The organism is Streptomyces sp. 3214.6 (genome assembly GCF_900129855.1).
Lineage (GTDB): Bacteria > Actinomycetota > Actinomycetes > Streptomycetales > Streptomycetaceae > Streptomyces > Streptomyces soliscabiei.
The window spans coordinates 9022427-9042920 of sequence record NZ_LT670819.1 but is presented as its reverse complement, the minus strand read 5'-3'; the positions used below and the strand labels follow the sequence as shown (position 1 = coordinate 9042920).

Sequence of the window (20494 nt, the reverse complement as noted above, 5' to 3'; positions counted from 1 at the left end):
CTGTTCTGCCTTGGCTTCCACTGCGGCCTGGGACAGAGCGGCGGCGGTGGTCGGCGTTGACGCCGGGCGCGAAGTCTTCATCGCAGCGTCACCGTCCGGATCGTGATGCCGGGGGTGGGTGCGGTGCGGGCGTGCTCGGCGATCTCGCGCATCTGCTCGGCCCAGCTGGGTGAGAAGTCGCGCGGCGTCTGGCCAGCGATGGCCTTCAGGACGTTGCCGTGCATCATGTCGAGGGTGGTCACGGGCTGAGGCAGCGGCTCGATCTCGATCAGGCCGCGCGCGGTGTTGCCGGGGTTCCAGCCGGTGAACACGATCGGCCCGGCGTACGGCTGGATCGGCGCGCCGAGGGCGGCGAGCACGCACGAGCCGGGGATGTTGCGCGGGTAGCGCTCCGGGAAGCGCAGGCCGACGTCGTTGACCCAGCCAGCCACGGCGAGGCCTGGCAGGTGCACGCGCGCCTTGCCCTCGACTCCGATGACCGTCTCCCAGTCCAGCTCGCCTTCGTGGTGGGTGAGCTCTCCGGAGGCGCTGATGACCGCATGCCTCATCGACGGCCCCCGATCCGGGCCGTGTTGCCGGGCCGGTTCACGGCCGGGGCTCGGCCCTTGCTGATCTTCGAGACGGGCACCCATACGCGCCAGACAAGGTCGTATTCGTTGTCCCAGGTGACGAACAGCCACGGTTCGGTGCCGGAAGGGCCCGCCAGGCAGACGGCCGTCGGGTGTCCGTCGAAGGTGCCAGGGACGTGCTCCGGCTGGTCCAGGGCCACAGTGCCCTCGCGGCCGCAGGCATGGCGGACGCGGACTCCGACGGGGAACTGTTCGGCCAGGTCGTGTAGCTGGGCCCGGGTGGCCATGGCGAGCCAGTCGTCAGCGACGACGTGGATGCGGAAGTCGAGCGTGCGGGCGCTCATGGCGCAGTCCTCTCCGGGGTCGGGGTGGTGGGGGCGGCGGGCTCGCCGAGGTAGCGCATGCGCAGACCCCAGCGGGTCCGCTCGATGCGGTGGGGGCGCGCCTCGAAGGCTCCGGCCGGATTGAACTCGGGGATCAGGCCCAAGTTGACTCGGCGGGCCGCCTGTGAGGCGGAGTTGCGGGAGGCGTACGGGCCGACGTCTACGAACGACAGGGGGTGTGCGCGCATCTGCGCTGCGGCCTCGGCGTGGAGGGCTCGCCAGTTGCGTGGGCCATGCATGGCGAGAGGCTTCGGCGGGTCGGGCAGACGGAGGGTGGGAAGCCAGCCGTTGTGGAGGGCGATGGCTACGGCCTGGGCACCGCAGCGCGCGCCGAGCTTGCTGAATGCCGTGGAGTAGGTCGTCCGCACGCTGTCGCGTGAGCGGCCAACCACGATCGTGACCTGCTCGTAGGTGAGTCCCTCAGCCATGTACGTGAGGAACTCCGCTTCGCGCTTGGTGATCGGGCACTCCCGCAGCGGACGGTGCTTGGCGACGGCGGCCTCGATGGCGTCGAGCGTCTTGAGGTCGTCGTCGCCCGAGGCGGCACCCCACAGGTCCTCAATGAACGCGGCGAGCTGGTCGGCGTCGTAGCTCCGGGCCCAGGGGAAGGCGAGGTTGTCAGCAGCCATCGCGCTCGACCTCCCCGGCAGCAGAGGCCTGGCCGGCCTCCAGCTGGCGCACGAGGTCCTTCAGCCGGGCGACTTCTCCGACGTAGCGGGGCAGCGCCTCACGGGCGAAGGAGATGAACTCGACGACGGGCAGGCGCTCGCTGTCGGTCCAGGTCTCCAGGAAGCAGATCGGACCGACCTGATCAGGCAGACCGTGCTCACTCGGCACGACCTCCCACGGGCCCTTCGGGGCAGCCATGACGATCCGCTGAGTCTTCTTCAGGTACTCGTCGTCCAGCGGCTCAGGCATCGCGGCCGTCCTCGGCGTCGAGCGCGGCGAGGACCTGGCGCAGGACCTCGCACACGCCGCCGAACTCGGCGGCGATTGCGAAGGAGTTGGCGGTGTCCAGGTCGAGGGCGTTGGCCTCGTCCAGGACGCGGCGGGCTTGAGTGCGGGCGATGTGCAACGGCGGCGCGAACGTGGGCCTCGGAATGGCGAGGTCGGTGTGTGCGATGCTGGTCTGCATCGGGTCCACCTCTTCCTCTCAAGGGAACGGGCGGTGGGCCGAGGGTCCGTCGGGGGCGTCCGGCGGGCCCTCAGTGCGTTCAGGGGCGGGGAGTTCGGCAGCGGCGGCACTCGAATCGGAAGACCGGGTTGCGGTGGCCGCACGTCTGGCAGATCCAGCGGCAGACGACGTCGATGAGGGTGCGCATCAGGCCGCGGCACGTCCTGCTGGTGCCGGGGTGGCCAGGTGGCCGATCAGGACGACGAGCTGCGCGATCTCGGTGTCGGTCAGTCCGCACACGCGGCACTTACCGGGGTCGAGGTCGTGGTCGCAGGTCTCGTCCCATCCGGCCTGGAAGGCCTCCTGCGGTGTGCGGCATATCCGCCCCGGCATCAGGAGGCCGGCCTTTGCGTGAGGGCGTGGAACTCGGCGTCGTTCTCGGGAAGCAGGTCAGCTATCTCGCATCCGAGGACTTCCGCGGCCTTGGACAGCGTCTCCGGGGAGAAGTTGGCCTTGCCGAGGGACACCGCGCTCACGAGCTGCTTGCTGACCCCGATGGCCCGGGCCAGTGCGTTCTGGCTGAGGCCCGCTTCCACCCTGCGGCGCGTGAGTCGCTGGGGATCCACTGGGGTTCTCATGTCAAGGACTGTATGTGACTGGATCGGACAGTACAAGCCTGTACCGATCAGTAGCTGTGACTTTCTTTGACATTGAGTTTCAGCCTCGTACTGCGATCTTCCATCTGTGGAGGTTGTGTGTGGAGCCCTAGGCAGGGGTTACTCGCGGTCCGGTACAGTCCAAGAAAGTCCAATACCGAAAGGGCAGGAGCACGGCCATGGGAGCACCGGCGACACCCCCACCGCCGGCGGAGGCCACACTGATCCGCCTCGTGCGAGAGGCCTCCGGACTCAGCCCGGAGTCCGCGGCAAAGAAGGTGACGATCAGACTCGGCAGCAGCCGCTGGCGTCAGATCGAGCGCGGCTTCCGGATGGACACCAAGAGCAAGGTGATCGCCCCGCCCACCACGCTCGCCCACATGGCATGGGCCCTCGGCATCCCGTCCGACCGCCTCGCCGAGACCGGCCGCCTAGATGCGGTCGCGATCCTGCAAGAGCTGGAACGCACCACGGCCAGCGGCACCGCCGCCCCAACCACCGAAGCGGCCCCGCTCGCCGAGCTGGAGGGGTGGCAGCAGCAGGTCATCCTCAACGCGCTCGACGAGAAGCCCCGTAGCCCGCAGGAGAAGGCTCTCCTGCTGCGCACCCTGGCGACGAAGATCGAGAACGCCGGGAAGGAAGAAGGCGGCGAGACGCCGGACGACAAAACCGCAGGTCGTAGCGCTTCGTAAAACCCTACCCAGAGCTTTGTTACGACCCGATCACGATCCGCATTTATGCATCTACCGCAGTCAAAAATTGACGCATTCTCAATGCCTGCACTGCACAGCAAGTTGATCCGTGTGCTGCTCGTAGGGGATGGGAATGATCAGATTCATTCTCGCGGGCGCACTTGGCGCAATCGCTCTGATCGTGTATCTGCTCTTCCGGCAGCTGAGGGAACTCAGCTGGCAGCTCACACAGCTACGCGTCGAGCGCGACAGCGAAAGGATTCTGCGCGAGATCGGCATTCGCTCAGACTCCCGACCGGTAATGACCACTCCGACAGACGCCCCCGCACGAAGGAAGGGGCACCTTAGCCTGTATCTCGGCGCCGGCCTGGCACCCGCCTTGATGGGTCTGCGAGACATCTACCGCGAGCACCGGCCGGCGCTGGTCGCCGGCGGAGCCGCAGCCAGCGTCGCCATCGGAGCCGCGGCGCTCCTGCTGGCAACGAACCTCGACCATCCGCCGCCCGGCGTCGAAGGTCCTGCGGCGCCTCCGACACAGGCCGTCTCGCCCGAGCCCAGCGCGCCGGGGAAACAGCCCTCGCGGGGTCCGGCACCGCCTCTACGGACCCTCGTCCCGAGCTCCGGGCCCGGGACGCCCGCGGATGACGTGGCAGACGGCGCGGCCGTCGTGACGTCGTTACAGCTCCCGCCCGTCCCAGTGGAATCCACCGCGGGGACGCCGCCGCGCAGTTCACCAAGCGGCGGCAGTCCACCCACCACCGCGCCGCCGCCGACCGAGCCCTCCGCACCGGTTCCGTCGACGTCGTCGACATCGGACCTGGCCTCGCCAGTGCCCGTGTTATGCGTCAAAGCGCGGACACTGCTGGAACTGGAGTTGTGCCTCAGGGCCTGACGCGCATGCGGCGTGACCCTCGCCTTGACGGGCTGAGGGTCACGCCGCGCGTCTTTACCCGGTGAGGCTGCGGCGCCACAAGCGGACCGACGATGTATCGAAACCGCGGCCTTGCCGAGCGGGGAGCATCACGACATGCCAGAGCATGGCGACAACGGCCGCGCGTACGTCGACGGGCTCCGCGGTCCACGCCTCCGGCGCGATGCCGAGGACGCGTTCGAGGCGGCGGTGCGCGCGGTCCGTGGACAGCTGCGCGCGGAGCGTCTCCAGCTTGCGGTCATAGCTGGCGATGGCCTGCATGGCCAGCATGGGGTCGACGTCGGGATGGTCGGCAGCGTCCTTGACCTTCTGCTGTAGGTCGTTCCTGCGCTTCTCTAGGGCGGCGATCTCCTTGCGCACGCCCGTGTTCTGCTGACCTCCAACGGCATGGAGTTCGGCCTTGAGGTGCGGATCGGACAGCAGGCGCAGCGTCCGCCCTTCCACGTAGGCGTCGAAGTACGCCAGGTTGCGGCCCTTCCCGCAAGAGCGGCAGTAGTACAGGCGGTTGCCGTTGACGGGCTTCGTCGACAGGGTCACGTGCGGGGACTTGCACAGGCGGAAGGAAGTGGAGCAACGCTCAGATGCCGCGGGTGCCTTCGTCACATCGTGGCACGTGGAGCACACGCCGTTGCCGGTCAGCAGATACTTGCGCGCGTATCCGTGGTAGCCGTGCTCGGCCGCACTCTCGGCGAACAGTGCACGCAGGTCCATCAGCGTCTCAAGGGGAATGACCTCGTCCCAGGCGGCCTTGTAGAGCGTTCCGTCGTACTCGACGAGCCCAGCCATCCGCCACGCGGTGAGGGCCCGCGTCATGCTGGTGAGGCTCCAAAGATTGCCCTCGGACGTGCGGCAGCGTTCGTTCAGCCACCGCACTCCGCCGCTCTTGCTGAGGCCGGCGAGCAGCTTCTCAGACACGTCGGCGAGCAGCTTGGTCTCGGCGGGGACAGTTTTGTCGTATTCGAGGACCGGCACCTCGGTCTGCTCGCCGGTCCGGCGATTCGTCTTGATGCGGGTTGCGCCGGTCGGCAGACCCCAGCCGAAGGCGCGCCGGCCTCCCGGCCGGGAGCGGGCTGGCATCGTGCCGCCCTTACCGGTCATGGCGGCCTGGATTCCCCGGCTCACCCGGCGAGAGGTGTCATCGGAGGCCCGGCAGGCCTGGGCGGCCTCGATGCGGAGGATGAATCGGTCGTCCGAATTGGACAGGTCGCGAACGCCGGAGACGGATGCCAGGGGGATGTGGCGGGTGTCGACGATGTTGAGCAGCAGCTCGAGGTCGTAAGGCTGCCGGATGAGCCGGTCGCCGTGGTACACCATGATGCCGTCGTGGTGATGGTTGGCCTTCGGATCGGCTGCGACGAGTTTGTTGCTGTCGCGGTCGAGGGTGAGCAGCATCCGGTCCCAGTCCGGACGCTTCCGATTGCGCTGCCAGGCGCTGATGCCGTTGTCGACATACACGCAGCAGAACGGCGGCCATCGCAGTCGGGAGCCGGTGGCGCGGCCGTCCTCTTCCTGGCGCTCCACCTTCTCCAGGGAGCCGTCAGGGGCGTAGGACAGCCGGGTGTACAGGCACGGGTGCTGTGGGATGCGGACGTTCATCGCTGCTCCAGCGTCGTCGAGGCTCTCTTAGTGTCTCGCATACGTTGAGTGGGATCAACGTCGCCTTCAACAGCGCCGCGGTCGCGCTGGTCGCGGCGCTGCGCAGGCCGATCATGCCCACGTTCCACGCGGCGTTCAGCCTGGGCGGCATGATCGGCGCCGGGCTCGGCGGCCTGGTCGCGGGGTCCCTGTCCCCCACCCGCCATCTGCTGGGCCTCGGGATCATCGGCCTGCTCGTCACCGCGCTCACGGGCCCCACACTGCTCCGGCACAAGCCACCGCGCCCGCCCGCCCCCGACACCACCGTCGACGCCACCGGCACCGCAGGCACCGGGCTTCCGGCCGCCGCGAAGGTGCCCCTCGACGCGCCGTCACAGGCGGGCCCGCACCGCCCGACCGCCCGCACCCGCCGTCTCGTCCTCGTCTTCGGCCTGATCGCCCTCTGCACGGCGTACGGCGAAGGCGCTCTCGCCGACTGGGGCGCCCTGCACCTCGAACAGGACCTGGGCTCCTCCTCCGGGGCCGCCGCAGCCGGATACTCCTGCTTCGCACTCGCCATGACGGTCGGCCGGCTCACCGGCACCACCCTCCTCGAACGGCTCGGCCGCACCCGCACGGTGGTCGCCGGCGGCGCGGTCGCGTCGGCCGGAATGCTGCTCGGCTCCCTCGCCCCGGCCCTGTGGGCGGCGCTCCTCGGCTACGCGATCGCGGGGCTCGGCCTGGCCAACCTCTTCCCGGTGGCCGTCGAACGCGCGGGCGCCCTGGCCGGCCCGAGCGGAGTCGCCATCGCCTCCACGCTCGGCTACGGCGGCATGCTCCTGGGCCCGCCCGCCATCGGCTTCATGGCGGACTGGTTCTCCCTCTCCGCCGCCCTCACCAGCGTGGCGGTCCTGGCCGGAGTGGCCGCAGTGATCGGCTTCGCCACACGCCACACCACGGCCAACTGACCACCACGACTCAACGAGTCGCCGCCTCGGCGGCTCGCCCGCTCGCCCGCTCGGCCACTCGACGACTCGGCGACTCGGCGGCTCGGCGGCTCGGCGGCTCGGCGGCTCGGCGACTCGGCGGCTTCAAAGCCGCTCGACGGCTCGGCCGGTCGACGGCTCGGCGGCCGTTGTCTTCGACTGCACTCCATCCGGCAGACTCCCCGTATGGAGACTGCCGAGTTCATCCGCGCCCTGGACCGCGAGGGCCGGTCGCTGGCCTCCGCCGCTGCGGAGGCGGGCCCCGGCGCGAAGGTTGTGACCTGCCCGGACTGGCAGGTCAGGGACCTGCTGCGCCACACGGGCACGGTGCACCGCTGGGCGACGTCATTCGTGGCCGAGGGCCACTCTTCGTTCCGGCCGATGACCGAGCCACCGGACCTCGACGGCGACGCGCTGCTGGCCTGGTTCCGCGAGGGGCATCGACGACTCGTCGACACGCTCTCCGCCGCCTCGCCCGATATGCGGTGCTTTCACTTCTTCTCCGCGCCGTCACCGCTCGCGTTCTGGGCCAGACGGCAGGCGCACGAGACGGCCGTGCATCGAGTCGACGCGGAGTCGGCCCGCGGCCGGACGCCCGAGGAGATCGCCGGTGAGCTCGCCGTCGACTTCGCGGCGGACGGCATCGACGAGTTGCTGCGCGGCTTCCACGCGCGCGCCAGGAGCAGGGTGCGCACCGAGCAGCCCCGGGTCCTGCGGGTGCGGGCGACGGACACGGCCGACGCCGTGTGGACCGTCCGCCTGTCGTCAGAGCCGCCCGTGACGGAACGCGACGCCGAAGGGGCCGCCGACTGCGAGGTGTCGGGACCGGCGGCACTGCTCTATCTGTCCTTGTGGAACCGGCTGCCGCTCCCGAGCGCGACCGGGGACGCCGCACTGGCGACGCTGTGGCAGGAGACGTCCGCCATCTGAGGAACCGTGGGGTCAGTCCGCCAGCATCCGGGTCAACACCGCGCGCTGCACCGGCCGCACGTCGCCGTGCAGCGCGCGCCCCTTCCCCGTGAGCGCCACCCGCACGCCCCTGCGGTCCTCCGCGCACATGCGGCGCTCGACCAGACCGTCCCTCTCCAGTCGCGCGACGAGCCGGGACAGCGCGCTCTGACTGAGGTGCACCCGCTCGGCGATCTCCTGGACGCGATAGCTGCACGTGCCGTCCGGCGCGCCCGACTCGGCGAGGACGTCGAGCACCTCGAAGTCGCTGGCGCACAGGCCGTGTTGATGAAGTGCCCGGTCGAGTTCGCACTGGGTGCGCGCGTGCAGCGCCAGCATGTCCCGCCACTGCTCCACCAGCGCCTGCTCGGCCTCGGTCGCGCCCGTCTTCGCCGCCATGGGGCGCACCGTAGCAGAGAACAGAATTCATTGCACCGGAATTAAATGCGTTTGCATTCGATGCGTACGCATGTAATGTCTCCGGCATGACCTCTCCGCTCCCCTCCCCCGCGTCCCCGCTCGCCGAGGGCCGCTGGACCGCCCGGCTGTGGGGCACCCTGCTGGTGCTCTGCGCCGCGATGTTCCTGGACGCGCTGGATGTGTCGATGGTCGGTGTAGCCCTGCCGTCCATCGGCTCCGACCTCGACCTGTCCACCTCGACCCTGCAATGGATCGTCAGCGGCTACATCCTGGGCTACGGCGGCCTGCTCCTCCTCGGCGGCCGCACGGCCGACCTGCTCGGCCGCCGCCAGGTCTTCCTGGTCGCTCTCGGCGTGTTCGCGCTGGCCTCGCTGCTCGGCGGGCTCGTCGACTCCGGTCCGCTGCTGATCGCGAGCCGGTTCATCAAGGGCCTGAGCGCGGCCTTCACGGCACCGGCCGGCCTGTCGATCATCACCACGACGTTCCCGGAGGGCCCGCTGCGCAACCGCGCCCTCGCCATCTACACCACCTGCGCCGCGACCGGCTTCTCGATGGGCCTGGTCCTCTCCGGCCTGCTCACGGAGGCCAGTTGGCGCCTCACCATGCTGCTGCCCGCGCCGATCGCCCTGCTCGCGCTGGCGGCGGGCCTGAAGCTGCTGCCCCGCAGCGAACGGGAGAAGAACCACAACGGCTACGACGTGCCCGGCGCCGTCCTCGGCACCGCCTCGATGCTGCTGCTGGTCTTCACCGTGGTCCAGGCCCCGGAGGCCGGCTGGGCATCCGCCCGCACGCTGCTGTCCTTCCTCGCCGTCGCCGTCCTGCTGACCGCCTTCGTCCTCGTCGAGCGACGCTCGGCCGGCCCACTGATCCGGCTCGGCGTGCTGCGGTCCGGCAGTCAGATCCGCGCCCAGCTCGGCGCGATGGCCTTCTTCGGCAGTTACGTCGGCTTCCAGTTCCTGGCCACCCTCTACATGCAGACGCTGCTCGGCTGGTCGGCGCTGCACACGGCGCTCGCCTTCCTGCCGGCCGGTGCGCTGGTGGCGGTGTCCTCGACCAAGGTGGGTTCGATCGTGGACCGCTTCGGCACCCCGCGGCTGATCGCGGCCGGCTTCGCCTTCATGGTCGCCGGGTACGCACTGTTCCTGCGCGTCGATCTCGACCCGGTCTACGCCACCGTCATCCTGCCCTCCATGCTGCTGATCGGCGCGGCCTGCGCGCTGGTCTTCCCCTCGCTCAACATCCAGGCCACCAACGGTGTGGCGGACCATGAGCAGGGCATGGTCTCGGGGCTGCTCAACACCTCGGTGCAGGTCGGCGGCGCGATCTTCCTGGCGGTGGTGACCGCGGTGGTGACCGCGGGCGCCCCGGCCGACCCGACCCCGCAGGCCGTCCTCGACAGCTACCGCCCCGGACTGGCGGTGGTGACGGTGATCGCCGCGGCGGGCCTGCTCATCACCCTCCCCGGCCTGCGCGCCCGACGCGCCCAGGGCTCGGTCGTCGTCGCCAAGTCCACCGTGACGGAGGCGGATGCGGACGTGAAGACGGACGTGAGGACGGAAGCGGGGACCGAGGCGGTCGGCGTCCGCGACTAGCGGAGATCCTCCACCTGTGTGCCCGGCGGGGCCGATTGCCTCGCCGGGCGCACTCCTGTGAGACTCGCCGTATGAGCGGTTACGGGGGACGGCGTACACAGGCCGAGCGGGACGCGATCACCGTCGAGATCGGATACGCGCTGTGCAGCGCGGTGTTCGCGGCGGCGGTGCTCTTCGGGGCGGTCGCCGGACCGGCGCTGCTGTTCGAACTGCCGGACCTGGCCGAGAAGTCGTTGCTGCGGGCGGGCCTCGCCCTCGCACCCCTGGTGTTCGTGGCCCGGGTGGTCTCCGTGCTGCTCCGCTTCCGTGCGGAGGCTCAGCCCAGCCAGCCCGGCCGCACCAGCCCCGACTCGTAGGCCAGCACGACCAGTTGGGCCCGGTCGCGGGCGCCCAGCTTCACCATGGTGCGGCTGACATGGGTCTTGGCGGTGAGCGGGCTGACGACCAGCCGGCGGGCGATCTCCTCGTTGGTCAGGCCGATCCCGACCAGCGCCATCACCTCCCGTTCCCGTTCGGTGAGCCGGACCAGCGCATCGGCGGCTGCCGGCTCCTTGGAACGGGCGGCGAACTCGGCGATGAGCCGACGTGTCACGCCCGGCGAGAGCAGCGCGTCCCCGGCGACCACCGCCCGCACCGCACGCAGGAGTTCGTCCGGCTCGGTGTCCTTGACCAGGAAGCCGGAAGCACCCGAGCGAATCGCCTCGAAGACGTACTCGTCGAGTTCGAAGGTGGTGAGCATGACCACCTTGACCTGGGAGAGCGCCTCGTCCTCGCCGATCCGGCGGGTGGCGGCCAAGCCGTCGAGGAGGGGCATCCGGATGTCCATCAGGACGACGTCGGGCCGCAGTTCACGCACCGCGCGCACCGCTTCCTCCCCGTCGGCGGCCTCCCCGGCCACCTCGATGTCCGACTGCGCGTCGAGCAGCGCCCGGAACCCCGCCCGGACCAGCGACTGGTCGTCGGCGAGCAGTACGCGGATCACCGGTCCTCCCTCGCTCACTGGTTGGCTCCGGTCTCCGGGGCCGTCCGGATCGGCAGTGCCGCGAGCACCCGGAAGCCGCCGTCGGGCCGTGGCCCCGCCTCGATCGTGCCACCGAGGGCCGCGGCCCGCTCCCGCATTCCGGCGAGACCGTTGCCGCTGCCGCCCGCGTCGGCCCCGGTCGCCGGTCCCTCGTCGTCGATACGGAGCCGTAGCGTCCCGCCGCTGCGATCGAGCCGCACTCGGGCCTGGCGCGAGCCGGAGTGGCGTACGACGTTGGTCAGGGCCTCCTGGACGATGCGGAACGCGGCGAGGTCGGCGCCGGGCGGCAGCCGGGGCGGTTTCCCTTCCACCTGCACCGTGAGGCCCGCACGCGCCGCCTGTTCCACCAGCTCGGGCAGCCGGTCCAGGCCGGGCGCCGGAGTGCGCGGCGCGTCCCCCGGCGTGCGCAGGGTGTCGAGCACCTGGCGCACCTCGCCCAGCGCTTCCTTGCTGGCGGACTTGATGGTGGTCAGCGCGGTGCGCGCCTGCTGTGGATCGGAGTCGAGGAGCGCGAGGCCCACGCCCGCCTGCACGTTGATGACGGACAGGCTGTGCGCGAGGACGTCGTGCAGTTCGCGGGCGATGCGCAGCCGCTCCTCGTCGGCGCGCCGCCGGGCGGCCTGGGCGCGTTCGGCCCGCTCGCGGTCCCAGCTCTCGCGCCGGATCCGGGCCAGCTCCGCCATCGCCACGATCGCCACGGCCCAGCCGGCGACGACGATCTCCTGCCCGAAGGGCGCCGGGTCGTCTCCGGCGGGCGGCAGCCACCGGTACAGCCAGTGCGCGACCAGCAGATGCACGGCCCACAGCATGCCCAGGGCCGTCCAGGCGGCCCGGCGGTGCCCGGCGACGACGGCGGCGAAGCAGGCCACGGCCACGGTCAGGAACACCGGCCCATACGGGTAGCCGGCGCCCAGGTAGAGCGCCGCGGCGGCCGCCGTGCCGAACACGACGGCCACCGGGTGCCGTCGCCGCCACAACAGCAGCCCGCAGGCGACGACCAGCAGCACGCGCGCGAAGGCGTCGAGCGGGGCCCGCTGGTCCCCCTGCGCGTGCGCCGCGAAGTTCGAGCCGACGAGGACGAAGACGGTGATCGGCACGGTGGAACGCCAGGGCCACCGCACCGCGCCCGGCACCGTGTCCTCCCGGCCGTCCCGGCCCTCCCGGCGGCGCAGCCACGGTGGCCCGTGTCGCCACCACCGCAGCGGGCCACCACGCCCGCGCACCTGCTCTTCGTCCATGTCGGCCACGCTAGACGCCGCCGCCCGTGCCGGACGTCCACCGGACGAGGTGATCACCCGTACTCCCCTGGAAGTACGCACCGGCACCCTCGCGCGCCATGCACGGCCACCCCCGCGCCCCCGGCACCGGGGCGCGGCCCTCACGCCTGGCGCAGCCCCACCTCGTGGGCGAGCCGTGTGATCGCGTACCGGAAGAACGGCTCGCGTTCCTCCACGACGCGGTGGAACTGCCCGAACAGCTCGAAGCCGACCAGTCCGTACAGCTGGGCCCAGGACGCGACGAGGGCGGCGGCCGCGCCCGGCGGCAGGTCGGGGGCGAGATCGGCCGCCATGCGCACCGCCTCGGGGACCAGGTCGTCCGTCAGGAGCGGCACCTCCAGCTCCTGCGCCCGGTGTGCGTCGCGCACGATGTCGATGAGGAGGACGCCGACGCGGGCTGCGGCCGGGACAGTCGTGTCGGGTGCGCTGTAGCCGGGCACCGGCGAGCCGTAGATCAGCGCGTACTCGTGCGGATTCGCCAGCGCCCAGCGGCGCACCGCCTCGCCGACCGCGACCCAGCGCTCGACGGGGACGGCGTCGGCGACGGCGGCGTGGGCGGCCTCCGCGCTCTCGCCGAGAGAGTCGTAGGCGTCGATGATGAGTGCGGTGAGGAGGTCGTCGCGGCTCGGGAAGTAGCGGTACAGCGCGGACGAGACCATGCCGAGTTCGCGGGCGACGGCGCGCAGCGAGAGCTTGGCGGCGCCCTCGGACGCGAGCTGTCTGCGGGCCTCGTCCTTGATGGCGGCGGTGACTTCGATCCTGGCGCGGGCACGGGCCCCTCGAACGGTGCGGCTCATTCTTTCACTGTGCCATGAACGAGGAGCGGTGCACATAATCGAGAACGGTGAACAAAAAAGAGAGCGGCGCTCTTGCTATGGCGCACTGCTCTCAGGCAGACTCTCCTCAAGCGAGAGCAGTGCTCACACTTTCCGCCTCAGGAGGCAGCAGCCATGTCCACCCACGTGCAGAAGCCCGGCTGGTTCACCGTCAACGTCTTCAACCGTGCCGTGGCCTGGCTGACCCGTCGCGGTCTCAGCGTGTGGGGTTCGAGGGTGCTGGCGGTCCGCGGCCGCAAGAGCGGCGCATGGCGCACCACCCCGGTGAACCTGCTGACCGTGGACGGCCAGCAGTACCTGGTCGCGCCGCGTGGCCACGTCCAGTGGACGCACAACATGCGGGCGGCGGGCGGCGGCGAGCTCCACCTCGGCAAGGCCGTGGAGGAGTTCACGGCCACCGAGGTCTCCGACGACGACAAGACACCGCTGCTGCGCGCTTACCTCAAGCGCTGGAAGGCCGAGGTCGGCGTCTTCTTCAACGGGGTGGGCCCGGACTCCTCCGAGGCCGAGTTGCGCCGTATCGCCCCTGACCACCCGGTGTTCCGGATCACGGTCACGAACCGGCGGTGATCCGCGTCGCGCGCCCGGGTTCGAAAACCGTCACGAACCGGTCTCATCGGCGGCCTGCGCCGGCGCCGCGGGCCGCCGGTCCATGGCGGTGAGCGCCCGCTGGGCCATCGGATGGGTGCGGACGAGTTCGCCCAGCGTCGTGTGGCCGCGCGTGATGTCGGTGAACGCCCGCCACGCCGGGCGGAAGCCGGTGAGGGCGGCGTGGAAGAGCCCGGGCCGCCGCTCGAAGAGCGCGAGCATCCGCTTGCCGACGCTCATCTCCACACCGAGGCCCGCCTTGACCGCGAAGGCGTAGTTCAGCGCCTGGCGGCGGGCGTCCACCGCGTCGTGTGCCTCGGCGATACGGACCGCCCACTCGCCGGCGAGCCGGCCCGACCGCAGCGCGAAGGAGATGCCCTCGCGGGTCCACGGCTCCAGCAGACCCGCCGCGTCGCCGCACACGAGCACCCGACCGCGCGAGAGCGGGGAGTCGTCGGCGCGGCAGCGGGTGAGGTGACCGGAGGAGATGCTCGGCTCGAACCCGGCGAGACCGAGCCGCCCGATGAAGTCCTCCAGATAGCGCTTGGTGGCGGCGCCTTCGCCGCGAGCCGAGATCACACCGACCGTCAGCGTGTCCCCCTTGGGGAACACCCAGCCGTAACTGCCGGGCATCGGGCCCCAGTCGATGAGGACACGGCCCTTCCAGTCCTCGGCGACCGTCTCCGGCACCGGGATCTCCGCCTCCAGGCCGAGGTCCACCTGGTCGAGCTTCACACCGACGTGCGCGCCTATCCGGCTCGCGCTGCCGTCGGCGCCGACCACCGCCCGCGTCAGCAGCGTCTCGCCGCCCTGCAGCACGACCGCGACCGTGCGCCGGTCGGGAACGGCCGAGCCGTGCTGCTCGACGCGCGTGACCGTGACGCCCGTACGCAGCTCGGCGCCCGCCTTCTGGGCGTGCTCCACGAGCTGCTGGTCGAACTCGGGCCGGTTGATCAGCCCGAACAGCATCTGGCGGGAGCGGCGGGTCCGGGTGAAGCGCCCGTTGTTCGAGAAGGTCACCGCGTGCACCCGGTCCCGGAAGGGCAACTCGAAGCCGGGTGGCAGGGAGTCGCGCGAAGGGCCGATGATGCCGCCGCCGCAGGTCTTGTAACGGGGCAGCTCTGCCTTCTCCAGCAACAGCACGCGCCGCCCCGCGACCGCCGCCGCGTAGGCGGCCGAAGCCCCCGCGGGCCCCGCGCCCACCACGACGACGTCCCACACCAGCCGCATGTCGTCCGCCGAAGAGTTCTCGTCGTCCGCCGAAGAGTTCTCGCTGCTCACGATGGTCTACTGCTCCCGATCAAGCCGCCTGCCGCACCTGTCCCCCGCATCCTACGGCGGAGATCGTCACGGTCCGATGACGGTCCGCTGTGCGAGGATCGGCGGCGTGCGCGCCCCCATCCCGGCAGCGCGTACGCTCGCACGGTCCCCGAACGGACCAGTGCCACCCCGTACAACGTCGCACCCACAAGGAGCGTGCCCATGTCGTCGAATCCGGTCGCCGAGACCGTCGCCTCGCTCATGCCCAGGGCGCGGGCGGAGCTCACCGAGTTGGTGGCCTTCAGGTCGGTGGCGGACTTCGACCAGTTCCCCAGGAGCGAGAGCGAGGCCGCGGCGAACTGGATCACGGCCGCGCTGCGCGCCGAGGGCTTCCAGGACGTGGCCCTGCTCGACACCCCCGACGGCACCCAGTCGGTCTACGGCTACCTGCCCGGCCCCGAAGGCGCGAAGACCGTCCTGCTCTACGCCCACTACGACGTGCAGCCGCCGCTGGACGAGGCCGCCTGGACCACCCCGCCCTTCGAGCTGACCGAGCGCGACGGCCGCTGGTACGGCCGCGGCAGCGCCGACTGCAAGGGCGGCGTCATCATGCACCTGCTCGCCCTGCGCGCCCTCAAGGCCAACGGCGGCGTCCCGGTCCACGTCAAGGTCATCGTCGAGGGCTCCGAGGAGATGGGCACGGGCGGTCTGGAGCGGTACGCCGAGGAACACCCCGAGCTGCTGACGGCCGACACCATCGTCATCGGCGACGCGGGCAACTTCCGCGTCGGGCTGCCGACGGTCACCGCCACCCTGCGCGGCATGACCATGATGCGCGTGCGGATCGACACCCTCGAGGGCAACCTGCACTCCGGCCAGTTCGGCGGGGCCGCGCCCGACGCGCTGGGCGCGCTCATCCGCGTCCTGGACTCGCTGCGCGCCGAGGACGGCTCGACCACCGTCGACGGGCTGACCGACGACTCGCGCTGGGAAGGCCTGCAGTACGACGAGGGACAGTTCCGCCAGGACGCGAAGGTGCTGGACGGCGTCGGGCTGATCGGCTCCGGCACAGTCGCCGATCGCATCTGGGCGCGGCCCGCCGTCACCGTCCTGGGCATCGACTGCCCGCCGGTGGTCGGCGCCACCCCGTCCGTGCAGGCGAGCGCCCGCGCCCTGATCAGCCTGCGCGTGCCGCCGGGCGTGGACGCGGCCGAGGCGACGAAGCTGCTCCAGGCGCACCTGGAGGCCCACACGCCGTGGGGCGCGCGCGTGAGCACCGAGCAGATCGGCCAGGGCCAGGCGTTCAGCGCCGACACCACCAGCCCGGCCTACGCGGCGATGGCCGAGGCCATGGCCGTCGCCTACCCCGGGCAGGACATGCAGTACGCGGGCCAGGGCGGTTCCATCCCCCTGTGCAACACCCTCGCCGCCCTCTACCCGCGGGCGGAGATCCTCCTCATCGGTCTGAGCGAGCCGGAGGCGCAGATCCACGCGGTCGACGAGAGCGTGTCCCCCGAGGAGCTGGAGCGGCTGTCGGTGGCGGAGGCTTTGTTCCTGCGCACCTACGCGGCGAGCTGAACCGGCCGCTGGGCCGACGGCGAAGGAGCGAGGGCGCCGACGGCCCCGACCTGCTTCCTTGACGGGCCGTCAACTTCCGTGCTTCGACGCCCACTTCGGGCACCCTCCCGCACCCCCGGCCCAGGACGGACCGCCGCAGTCGCCGGTCGTGATGCCCCGGTCGCCGAGGGTGCGGGAGGACTTCGAAGGACGGGTCCGGGCGGAGCGCCGCTCGGCCCCCTTCCGGCGGCGGCGCTACGGCGCGTCTCGTCCCGGCAGGAGCTCCCCGGTGGGAATTCCCGCTTCCAGGTAGAGCGCGGCCCCGCGCTCACGGGCCCGCAGCGCCCAGCGCAGTCGCTCGTAGCGGACCGGCGGCAGGAGGTCGGCCGCCTCCTCCTCCGTGGCGAAGCGCCAGGCGCGCAGTTCGGGGCCGGGCAGCAGCAGCCCCGCCACGGCCGCCGGGTCGAGCCGGCCGCCGTCGAAGAGGAGCCGCAGTCCGCCGTAGCCGGGAGGCGCCGGTCGTTCCCAGTCGACGACGAGCAGCCGGGGAACGTCCGCCAGCCGGATCCCGGTCTCCTCCTCAACCTCGCGCACACCCGCCCGCGCGGGCGCCTCGCCGGGTTCCACCACGCCGCCCGGGAACTCCCAGCCGGGCTTGTACGTCGGGTCGACGAGCAGCACCCGGTCCTGCTCGTCGAAGAGGAGCACGCCGGCGGCCAGCGTCTCGGCGCTGGGCTCGGGGGTCTGCACGATGTCGCACGCGGACACGGCGCCGCCGGCGACGGCCTCGGCGATCCGGGCGGCCGTCTCGTGCGGGGTGAGGGCGCCGTTGTCCACGGGGTGGGCGTCGGCGGTGAGCCAGGAGGCGAGGGCGGCGCGGTACGGCTCGATGTGGTCGTACGACCACTGTCGGATCCGTATCTCGCCGTCCGGGAGGTCGGGCGGGACCTCCCGGTTGGCTATTCGCTCGCGCAGGATCGTTTCCGCCGGAGCGAGGAGCACATGCCGGACCGCGATCCGGCGGGCGGCGAGACCGCCGAAGATCTCGTCGCGGTACTCCTGGCGCAGCAGGGTCATGGGGACGACGAGGGTGCCGCCCAGCTCGGCGAGGAGCGCGGCCGCCGTGTCGATCACGAGCCGTCGCCAGATCGGCAGGTCCTGGAAGTCGCCGGCCTCGGCGAGTCTTTTCGGCGGTAGCAGGTACGGGAGCGCCCCGCCGATGACCTCGGGGTCGAAGAGCGTGCTGTTCGGGATCAGGTCGATCAATTCCCGTGCGGTGGTTGTCTTCCCCGCACCGAACGCGCCGTTGATCCAGACGACGGTCACGGTTCCCCCTCTTCTGTTGGCCCCCTGAGGCTTGCCCGCTCCACCCTGCCACGGAAACCAGTTCGCGTTGAGGGCGCACAAACGCCGTGGCGCCGGTACCCCTCCCGATGGGGTCCGGCGCCACGGCTTCGTGCCTACTGCCCGGTCCGTCAGCCGCTCTGCCCCAGGGCGTCGTCGTCGAGGGCCAGGCTGTCGCTGGCGATGATGGTGTGATCGAGCGTGCCGAGGGTGTCGCCGACGTTCAGTCCGCCGAGGTCCTCGGCGCCCAGGCCGTGCGAGGGGGTGATCGCCGCGACGACGAAGCCGGTGGCGAGGGAGGCGATGGCGAGCATGCTGCGCTTCTTCATGCGCGGATCAACTGCGCGGACGGGCGCGGAGTCACGCGTGACCCGGCAATTCGTTCGCGCGGCGCACCGGTCCCCGGTGAGAATGCCGTGATCGCAGACGTTTCCGAGGAGCCTTGCCATGAGCGGTCCGCAGCACGCCCACGCCAGTCTGGACGGGCTCGTCCTGGGCGACGCCTTCGGCGACAGCTGGTTCACCCGCTCCGACGAACCCGCCGAGGCGCTGTGGGCGGCCCGGGAGCCGCGTCCGGCGCCCTGGCTGTGGACGGACGACTCGGCGATGGCGTTCGTGCTGTTCGCCCACCTGACGGCGCACGGGGAGGTCCGTCCGGACGACCTTGCGCGGGAGTTCGCCGCCGAGTACGGCCGCGACCCGGGCCGCAAGTACGGGCCGTCCATGCACGGTGTGCTGCGGCGCGTCGCCGAGGGCGAGGACTGGCGGGCGGTGACGACGGGGCAGTTCGGCGGACAGGGTTCCTACGGCAACGGCGCGGCGATGCGGGTCGCCCCGCTCGGGGCCTGGTTCCACGGCGACCTGGCCGCGGCCCGCGAGCAGGCCCGGGTGTCCGCGCTGGTCACCCATGCCCATCCGGAGGCGGTCGCGGGCGCGGTGGCCGTGGCGGTCGCCGCCGCGCTGGCCGCCGCCTGCGCGGACACGGACGCCCCGGTGCGTGCGGCCTTCCTGCGGGAGGTCGCCGCGCAGGTGCCGGACGGCGACGTCCGCTCCGGACTGCGGGTGGCGGCGAACCTGCCCGAGCACACGTCGGTGCGCCATGCGGCGTCCGTGCTGGGCTCGGGGACGCTGATCTCGGCCCCGGACACGGTGCCGTTCGCCCTCTGGTCCGCCGCCGGGCATCTGAACGACCTGCCCGAGGCCCTGTGGCAGACCGTGAGCGGCTGGGGCGACCGCGACACGACCTGCGCCATCGTGGGAGGCGTGGTCGCCGCCCGCACCGGAACCGGCGCTGTCCCGACCGCCTGGCGCCAGGCCTGCGAGGACATCCCTGCCCGAAGCGGCTGGGACCCCCTCGCCGCAACCCGGCCGACCGTCGCCTGAGACCACCCCCGCCCCATCACTCCAGGCACCCGACCGCGGCCGGGTGCCGGACACAACGGCACGACCTCACACCCGCCCCCGCCGGCCACCGGGCCCACGCCGTCAGGCCAGCAGGCACGTCGGCGCGTCGAGCCTCACAGCGTCCCCCAGCCGACAACGACCGGTCGCTCCCCACACCGGCCGCGGCCGGGTGCCGGGCCGACAGCCCGACCTCACAGCCCGCCCCGCCGACCACCGGCCCCCACCCCGCGCCGACAGACCGAGCCCCACAGCATCCCCACGGGCCGGAACGTTCCTGCTGTGGTGTGTCAGACGCCCGCCGCGGTTCTCCTCGTCAGGGCGGCCGCCGCCGCCCCCACCAGGCCCGCGTCCGTGCCCATCTGCGCGGGCGTCACCGTCAGGTGCTGGACGAAGGAGAGGGTCGCGTAGTCGCGCAGGGCCCGGCGCAGGGGCGCGAAGAGCACCTCGCCCGCCTTGCCTACGCCTCCGCCGATCACCGCGATGTCGATCTCGACGAGGGTCGCGGTGGCCGCGATGCCGGCGGCCAGGGCCTGGGCGGCCCGCTCGAACGAGGCCAGGGCGACCGGGTCGCCCGCCCGGGCCGCCGCGGCCACCGCGGCCGCGGAGGTGTCGCCGTCGGGGCCGGGCAGCCAGCCGTTCTCCAGGGCCCGGCGGGCGATGTTGGGGCCACTCGCGATGCGCTCCACACAGCCGCGCGCACCGCACGGACACGCGTCGCCGTCGAGGTCGACGCTGATGTGCCCGATGTGCCCCGCATTGCCGGTGGGACCGGGGTGCAGCCGGCCGCCCAGCACCAGGCCACCGCCGACGCCGGTGGAGACCACCATGCACAGCGCGTTGTCATGGCCGCGGGCGGCGCCCTGCCAGTGTTCGGCCGCCGTGATCGCCACACCGTCGCCGATCAGCTCGACCGGAAGGTTCCCGGTCGCGGCCCGGACCCTCTCGACCAGCGGATAGTCCCGCCAGCCCGGCACGTTCACCGGGCTGACCGTGCCCGCGGAGGCGTCCACCGGGCCTGCGCTGCCGATGCCGACGGCGTGCGCGCGCGCCCACAGCGGCGACACGGTCAGCTCCCCCAGCACCTCCTCGACGGCCCGCATCACGGTGTCGCCGTTCTCCTGTGCGGGCGTGGGGCGCTGCGCGCGGGCCAGGATCGTGCCGTCGCCGTCCACCAGCGCTCCGGCGATCTTGGTGCCGCCGATGTCGAGCGCGGCCACGAGGTCGGTGTGCATCAGTCTGGTTTCTCCCGGTCCACCATGGAAAAGGGCTGGCCGGTCCAGCGGTGGGGGGACGCGGGCCGGAGATTGCGGTGGACAGTGTCCCCTGCACCTGACAACGTTG

General features: G+C 71.8%; 23 protein-coding genes and 1 pseudogene. 8 read left to right on the top strand and 16 right to left on the bottom strand.

The window, feature by feature from the left end; translation table 11 throughout:
- Positions 1 to 77 precede the first annotated feature (77 nt).
- The 7 genes from B5557_RS40690 to B5557_RS40660 form a co-directional block, all read right to left on the bottom strand.
- On the bottom strand, positions 78 to 548 hold the full coding sequence (locus tag B5557_RS40690) for a hypothetical protein (protein ID WP_079664212.1): 471 nt from the start codon (positions 546 to 548) through the stop codon (positions 78 to 80).
- The gene (locus tag B5557_RS40685; protein WP_079664211.1) at positions 545 to 913 is read right to left on the bottom strand and encodes a hypothetical protein; all 369 of its coding nucleotides are present in this window, start codon (positions 911 to 913) and stop codon (positions 545 to 547) included. The genes B5557_RS40690 and B5557_RS40685 overlap by 4 nt, the downstream gene beginning before the upstream one ends.
- A complete protein-coding gene (locus tag B5557_RS40680; protein ID WP_079664210.1) occupies positions 910 to 1581 on the bottom strand; it encodes a LuxR C-terminal-related transcriptional regulator in 672 nt (223 codons plus the stop codon). Before B5557_RS40680 ends, B5557_RS40685 begins: the two co-directional genes overlap by 4 nt.
- Positions 1571 to 1870 (bottom strand): hypothetical protein, encoded by a 300-nt coding sequence (locus B5557_RS40675; protein WP_079664209.1) that lies wholly within the window; start codon positions 1868 to 1870, stop codon positions 1571 to 1573. The genes B5557_RS40680 and B5557_RS40675 overlap by 11 nt, the downstream gene beginning before the upstream one ends.
- Positions 1863 to 2087, bottom strand: a complete 225-nt coding sequence (locus B5557_RS40670) for a hypothetical protein (RefSeq protein WP_159424485.1) — start codon at positions 2085 to 2087, stop codon at positions 1863 to 1865. The genes B5557_RS40675 and B5557_RS40670 overlap by 8 nt, the downstream gene beginning before the upstream one ends.
- Before the next feature lie 186 nt (positions 2088 to 2273).
- Positions 2274 to 2459: a hypothetical protein gene (locus tag B5557_RS40665; RefSeq protein ID WP_079664207.1), complete on the bottom strand. Its 186-nt coding sequence runs from the start codon at positions 2457 to 2459 to the stop codon at positions 2274 to 2276.
- Positions 2459 to 2704, bottom strand: coding sequence for a helix-turn-helix transcriptional regulator (locus B5557_RS40660; protein WP_079664206.1), 246 nt, complete (start codon positions 2702 to 2704; stop codon positions 2459 to 2461). The genes B5557_RS40665 and B5557_RS40660 overlap by 1 nt, the downstream gene beginning before the upstream one ends.
- Positions 2705 to 2901: 197 nt before the next feature.
- On the opposite strand from B5557_RS40660, the gene B5557_RS40655 reads away from it, so the two are divergent.
- On the top strand, positions 2902 to 3414 hold the full coding sequence (locus tag B5557_RS40655) for a hypothetical protein (protein ID WP_079664205.1): 513 nt from the start codon (positions 2902 to 2904) through the stop codon (positions 3412 to 3414).
- A 946-nt stretch (positions 3415 to 4360) separates the two neighbouring features.
- On the opposite strand, the gene B5557_RS40650 is transcribed toward B5557_RS40655, so the two are convergent.
- The gene (locus tag B5557_RS40650) at positions 4361 to 5941 is read right to left on the bottom strand and encodes a recombinase family protein (RefSeq protein WP_079664204.1); all 1581 of its coding nucleotides are present in this window, start codon (positions 5939 to 5941) and stop codon (positions 4361 to 4363) included.
- Between the two features lie 50 nt (positions 5942 to 5991).
- On the opposite strand from B5557_RS40650, the pseudogene B5557_RS40645 reads away from it, so the two are divergent.
- A pseudogene (locus B5557_RS40645) lies at positions 5992 to 6888 on the top strand (MFS transporter); the annotation flags it as partial.
- A 204-nt stretch (positions 6889 to 7092) separates the two neighbouring features.
- Entirely contained in the window at positions 7093 to 7836 is a 744-nt protein-coding gene (locus tag B5557_RS40640) for a maleylpyruvate isomerase family mycothiol-dependent enzyme (RefSeq protein WP_079664203.1), read from the top strand.
- Positions 7837 to 7848: 12 nt separating this feature from the next.
- On the opposite strand, the gene B5557_RS40635 is transcribed toward B5557_RS40640, so the two are convergent.
- Complete coding sequence (locus tag B5557_RS40635) at positions 7849 to 8253, bottom strand: MarR family winged helix-turn-helix transcriptional regulator (RefSeq protein ID WP_079664202.1); 405 nt, start codon at positions 8251 to 8253, stop codon at positions 7849 to 7851.
- 86 nt (positions 8254 to 8339) lie between these two features.
- On the opposite strand from B5557_RS40635, the gene B5557_RS40630 reads away from it, so the two are divergent.
- Positions 8340 to 9866, top strand: a complete 1527-nt coding sequence (locus B5557_RS40630; RefSeq protein WP_079664201.1) for an MFS transporter — start codon at positions 8340 to 8342, stop codon at positions 9864 to 9866.
- 71 nt (positions 9867 to 9937) lie between these two features.
- Entirely contained in the window at positions 9938 to 10222 is a 285-nt protein-coding gene (locus B5557_RS40625) for a DUF6332 family protein (protein ID WP_079664200.1), read from the top strand.
- Here the strand turns inward: B5557_RS40625 and B5557_RS40620 are convergent.
- The 3 genes from B5557_RS40620 to B5557_RS40610 form a co-directional block, all read right to left on the bottom strand.
- A complete protein-coding gene (locus B5557_RS40620; protein ID WP_079664199.1) occupies positions 10183 to 10848 on the bottom strand; it encodes a response regulator transcription factor in 666 nt (221 codons plus the stop codon). The two genes, B5557_RS40625 and B5557_RS40620, sit on opposite strands and share 40 nt — an antisense overlap.
- A 14-nt stretch (positions 10849 to 10862) precedes the next feature.
- Positions 10863 to 12125, bottom strand: a complete 1263-nt coding sequence (locus B5557_RS40615) for a sensor histidine kinase (protein ID WP_107472756.1) — start codon at positions 12123 to 12125, stop codon at positions 10863 to 10865.
- 140 nt (positions 12126 to 12265) lie between these two features.
- Positions 12266 to 12961: a TetR/AcrR family transcriptional regulator gene (locus B5557_RS40610; protein WP_079664197.1), complete on the bottom strand. Its 696-nt coding sequence runs from the start codon at positions 12959 to 12961 to the stop codon at positions 12266 to 12268.
- 153 nt (positions 12962 to 13114) lie between these two features.
- Here B5557_RS40610 and B5557_RS40605 point away from each other — a divergent pair, with 153 nt between their 5' ends.
- Entirely contained in the window at positions 13115 to 13570 is a 456-nt protein-coding gene (locus B5557_RS40605; RefSeq protein WP_079664196.1) for a nitroreductase family deazaflavin-dependent oxidoreductase, read from the top strand.
- A 30-nt stretch (positions 13571 to 13600) separates the two neighbouring features.
- Here B5557_RS40605 and B5557_RS40600 read toward each other — a convergent pair whose 3' ends face one another.
- A complete protein-coding gene (locus B5557_RS40600) occupies positions 13601 to 14818 on the bottom strand; it encodes a geranylgeranyl reductase family protein (RefSeq protein ID WP_079665257.1) in 1218 nt (405 codons plus the stop codon).
- A gap of 252 nt (positions 14819 to 15070) precedes the next feature.
- Here B5557_RS40600 and B5557_RS40595 point away from each other — a divergent pair, with 252 nt between their 5' ends.
- Positions 15071 to 16426, top strand: a complete 1356-nt coding sequence (locus B5557_RS40595; protein WP_079664195.1) for a dipeptidase — start codon at positions 15071 to 15073, stop codon at positions 16424 to 16426.
- A 234-nt stretch (positions 16427 to 16660) separates the two neighbouring features.
- On the opposite strand, the gene B5557_RS40590 is transcribed toward B5557_RS40595, so the two are convergent.
- Together B5557_RS40590 and B5557_RS40585 are read right to left on the bottom strand one after the other, a co-directional pair.
- Complete coding sequence (locus B5557_RS40590; protein ID WP_079664194.1) at positions 16661 to 17731, bottom strand: NUDIX hydrolase; 1071 nt, start codon at positions 17729 to 17731, stop codon at positions 16661 to 16663.
- A 149-nt stretch (positions 17732 to 17880) separates the two neighbouring features.
- Positions 17881 to 18078: a hypothetical protein gene (locus B5557_RS40585; protein WP_079664193.1), complete on the bottom strand. Its 198-nt coding sequence runs from the start codon at positions 18076 to 18078 to the stop codon at positions 17881 to 17883.
- A gap of 118 nt (positions 18079 to 18196) precedes the next feature.
- Here B5557_RS40585 and B5557_RS40580 point away from each other — a divergent pair, with 118 nt between their 5' ends.
- Positions 18197 to 19132, top strand: a complete 936-nt coding sequence (locus B5557_RS40580) for an ADP-ribosylglycohydrolase family protein (RefSeq protein ID WP_079664192.1) — start codon at positions 18197 to 18199, stop codon at positions 19130 to 19132.
- 308 nt (positions 19133 to 19440) lie between these two features.
- Here B5557_RS40580 and B5557_RS40575 read toward each other — a convergent pair whose 3' ends face one another.
- Positions 19441 to 20385: an ROK family protein gene (locus B5557_RS40575; protein WP_079664191.1), complete on the bottom strand. Its 945-nt coding sequence runs from the start codon at positions 20383 to 20385 to the stop codon at positions 19441 to 19443.
- Between the last annotated feature and the right edge of the window lie 109 nt (positions 20386 to 20494).

Coding starts and splice junctions, on each gene's coding strand:
- B5557_RS40615 (WP_107472756.1), bottom strand. CDS start 12,125: ATGGACGAAGAGCAGGTGCGCGGGCGTGGTGGCCCGCTGCGGTGGTGG.
- B5557_RS40610 (WP_079664197.1), bottom strand. CDS start 12,961: ATGAGCCGCACCGTTCGAGGGGCCCGTGCCCGCGCCAGGATCGAAGTC.
- B5557_RS40660 (WP_079664206.1), bottom strand. CDS start 2,704: ATGAGAACCCCAGTGGATCCCCAGCGACTCACGCGCCGCAGGGTGGAA.
- B5557_RS40625 (WP_079664200.1), top strand. CDS start 9,938: ATGAGCGGTTACGGGGGACGGCGTACACAGGCCGAGCGGGACGCGATC.
- B5557_RS40670 (WP_159424485.1), bottom strand. CDS start 2,087: ATGCAGACCAGCATCGCACACACCGACCTCGCCATTCCGAGGCCCACG.
- B5557_RS40585 (WP_079664193.1), bottom strand. CDS start 18,078: ATGAAGAAGCGCAGCATGCTCGCCATCGCCTCCCTCGCCACCGGCTTC.
- B5557_RS40640 (WP_079664203.1), top strand. CDS start 7,093: ATGGAGACTGCCGAGTTCATCCGCGCCCTGGACCGCGAGGGCCGGTCG.
- B5557_RS40575 (WP_079664191.1), bottom strand. CDS start 20,385: ATGCACACCGACCTCGTGGCCGCGCTCGACATCGGCGGCACCAAGATC.
- B5557_RS40595 (WP_079664195.1), top strand. CDS start 15,071: ATGTCGTCGAATCCGGTCGCCGAGACCGTCGCCTCGCTCATGCCCAGG.
- B5557_RS40685 (WP_079664211.1), bottom strand. CDS start 913: ATGAGCGCCCGCACGCTCGACTTCCGCATCCACGTCGTCGCTGACGAC.
- B5557_RS40650 (WP_079664204.1), bottom strand. CDS start 5,941: ATGAACGTCCGCATCCCACAGCACCCGTGCCTGTACACCCGGCTGTCC.
- B5557_RS40635 (WP_079664202.1), bottom strand. CDS start 8,253: ATGGCGGCGAAGACGGGCGCGACCGAGGCCGAGCAGGCGCTGGTGGAG.
- B5557_RS40630 (WP_079664201.1), top strand. CDS start 8,340: ATGACCTCTCCGCTCCCCTCCCCCGCGTCCCCGCTCGCCGAGGGCCGC.
- B5557_RS40690 (WP_079664212.1), bottom strand. CDS start 548: ATGAGGCATGCGGTCATCAGCGCCTCCGGAGAGCTCACCCACCACGAA.
- B5557_RS40600 (WP_079665257.1), bottom strand. CDS start 14,818: ATGCGGCTGGTGTGGGACGTCGTCGTGGTGGGCGCGGGGCCCGCGGGG.
- B5557_RS40605 (WP_079664196.1), top strand. CDS start 13,115: ATGTCCACCCACGTGCAGAAGCCCGGCTGGTTCACCGTCAACGTCTTC.
- B5557_RS40675 (WP_079664209.1), bottom strand. CDS start 1,870: ATGCCTGAGCCGCTGGACGACGAGTACCTGAAGAAGACTCAGCGGATC.
- B5557_RS40655 (WP_079664205.1), top strand. CDS start 2,902: ATGGGAGCACCGGCGACACCCCCACCGCCGGCGGAGGCCACACTGATC.
- B5557_RS40680 (WP_079664210.1), bottom strand. CDS start 1,581: ATGGCTGCTGACAACCTCGCCTTCCCCTGGGCCCGGAGCTACGACGCC.
- B5557_RS40665 (WP_079664207.1), bottom strand. CDS start 2,459: ATGCCGGGGCGGATATGCCGCACACCGCAGGAGGCCTTCCAGGCCGGA.
- B5557_RS40580 (WP_079664192.1), top strand. CDS start 18,197: ATGAGCGGTCCGCAGCACGCCCACGCCAGTCTGGACGGGCTCGTCCTG.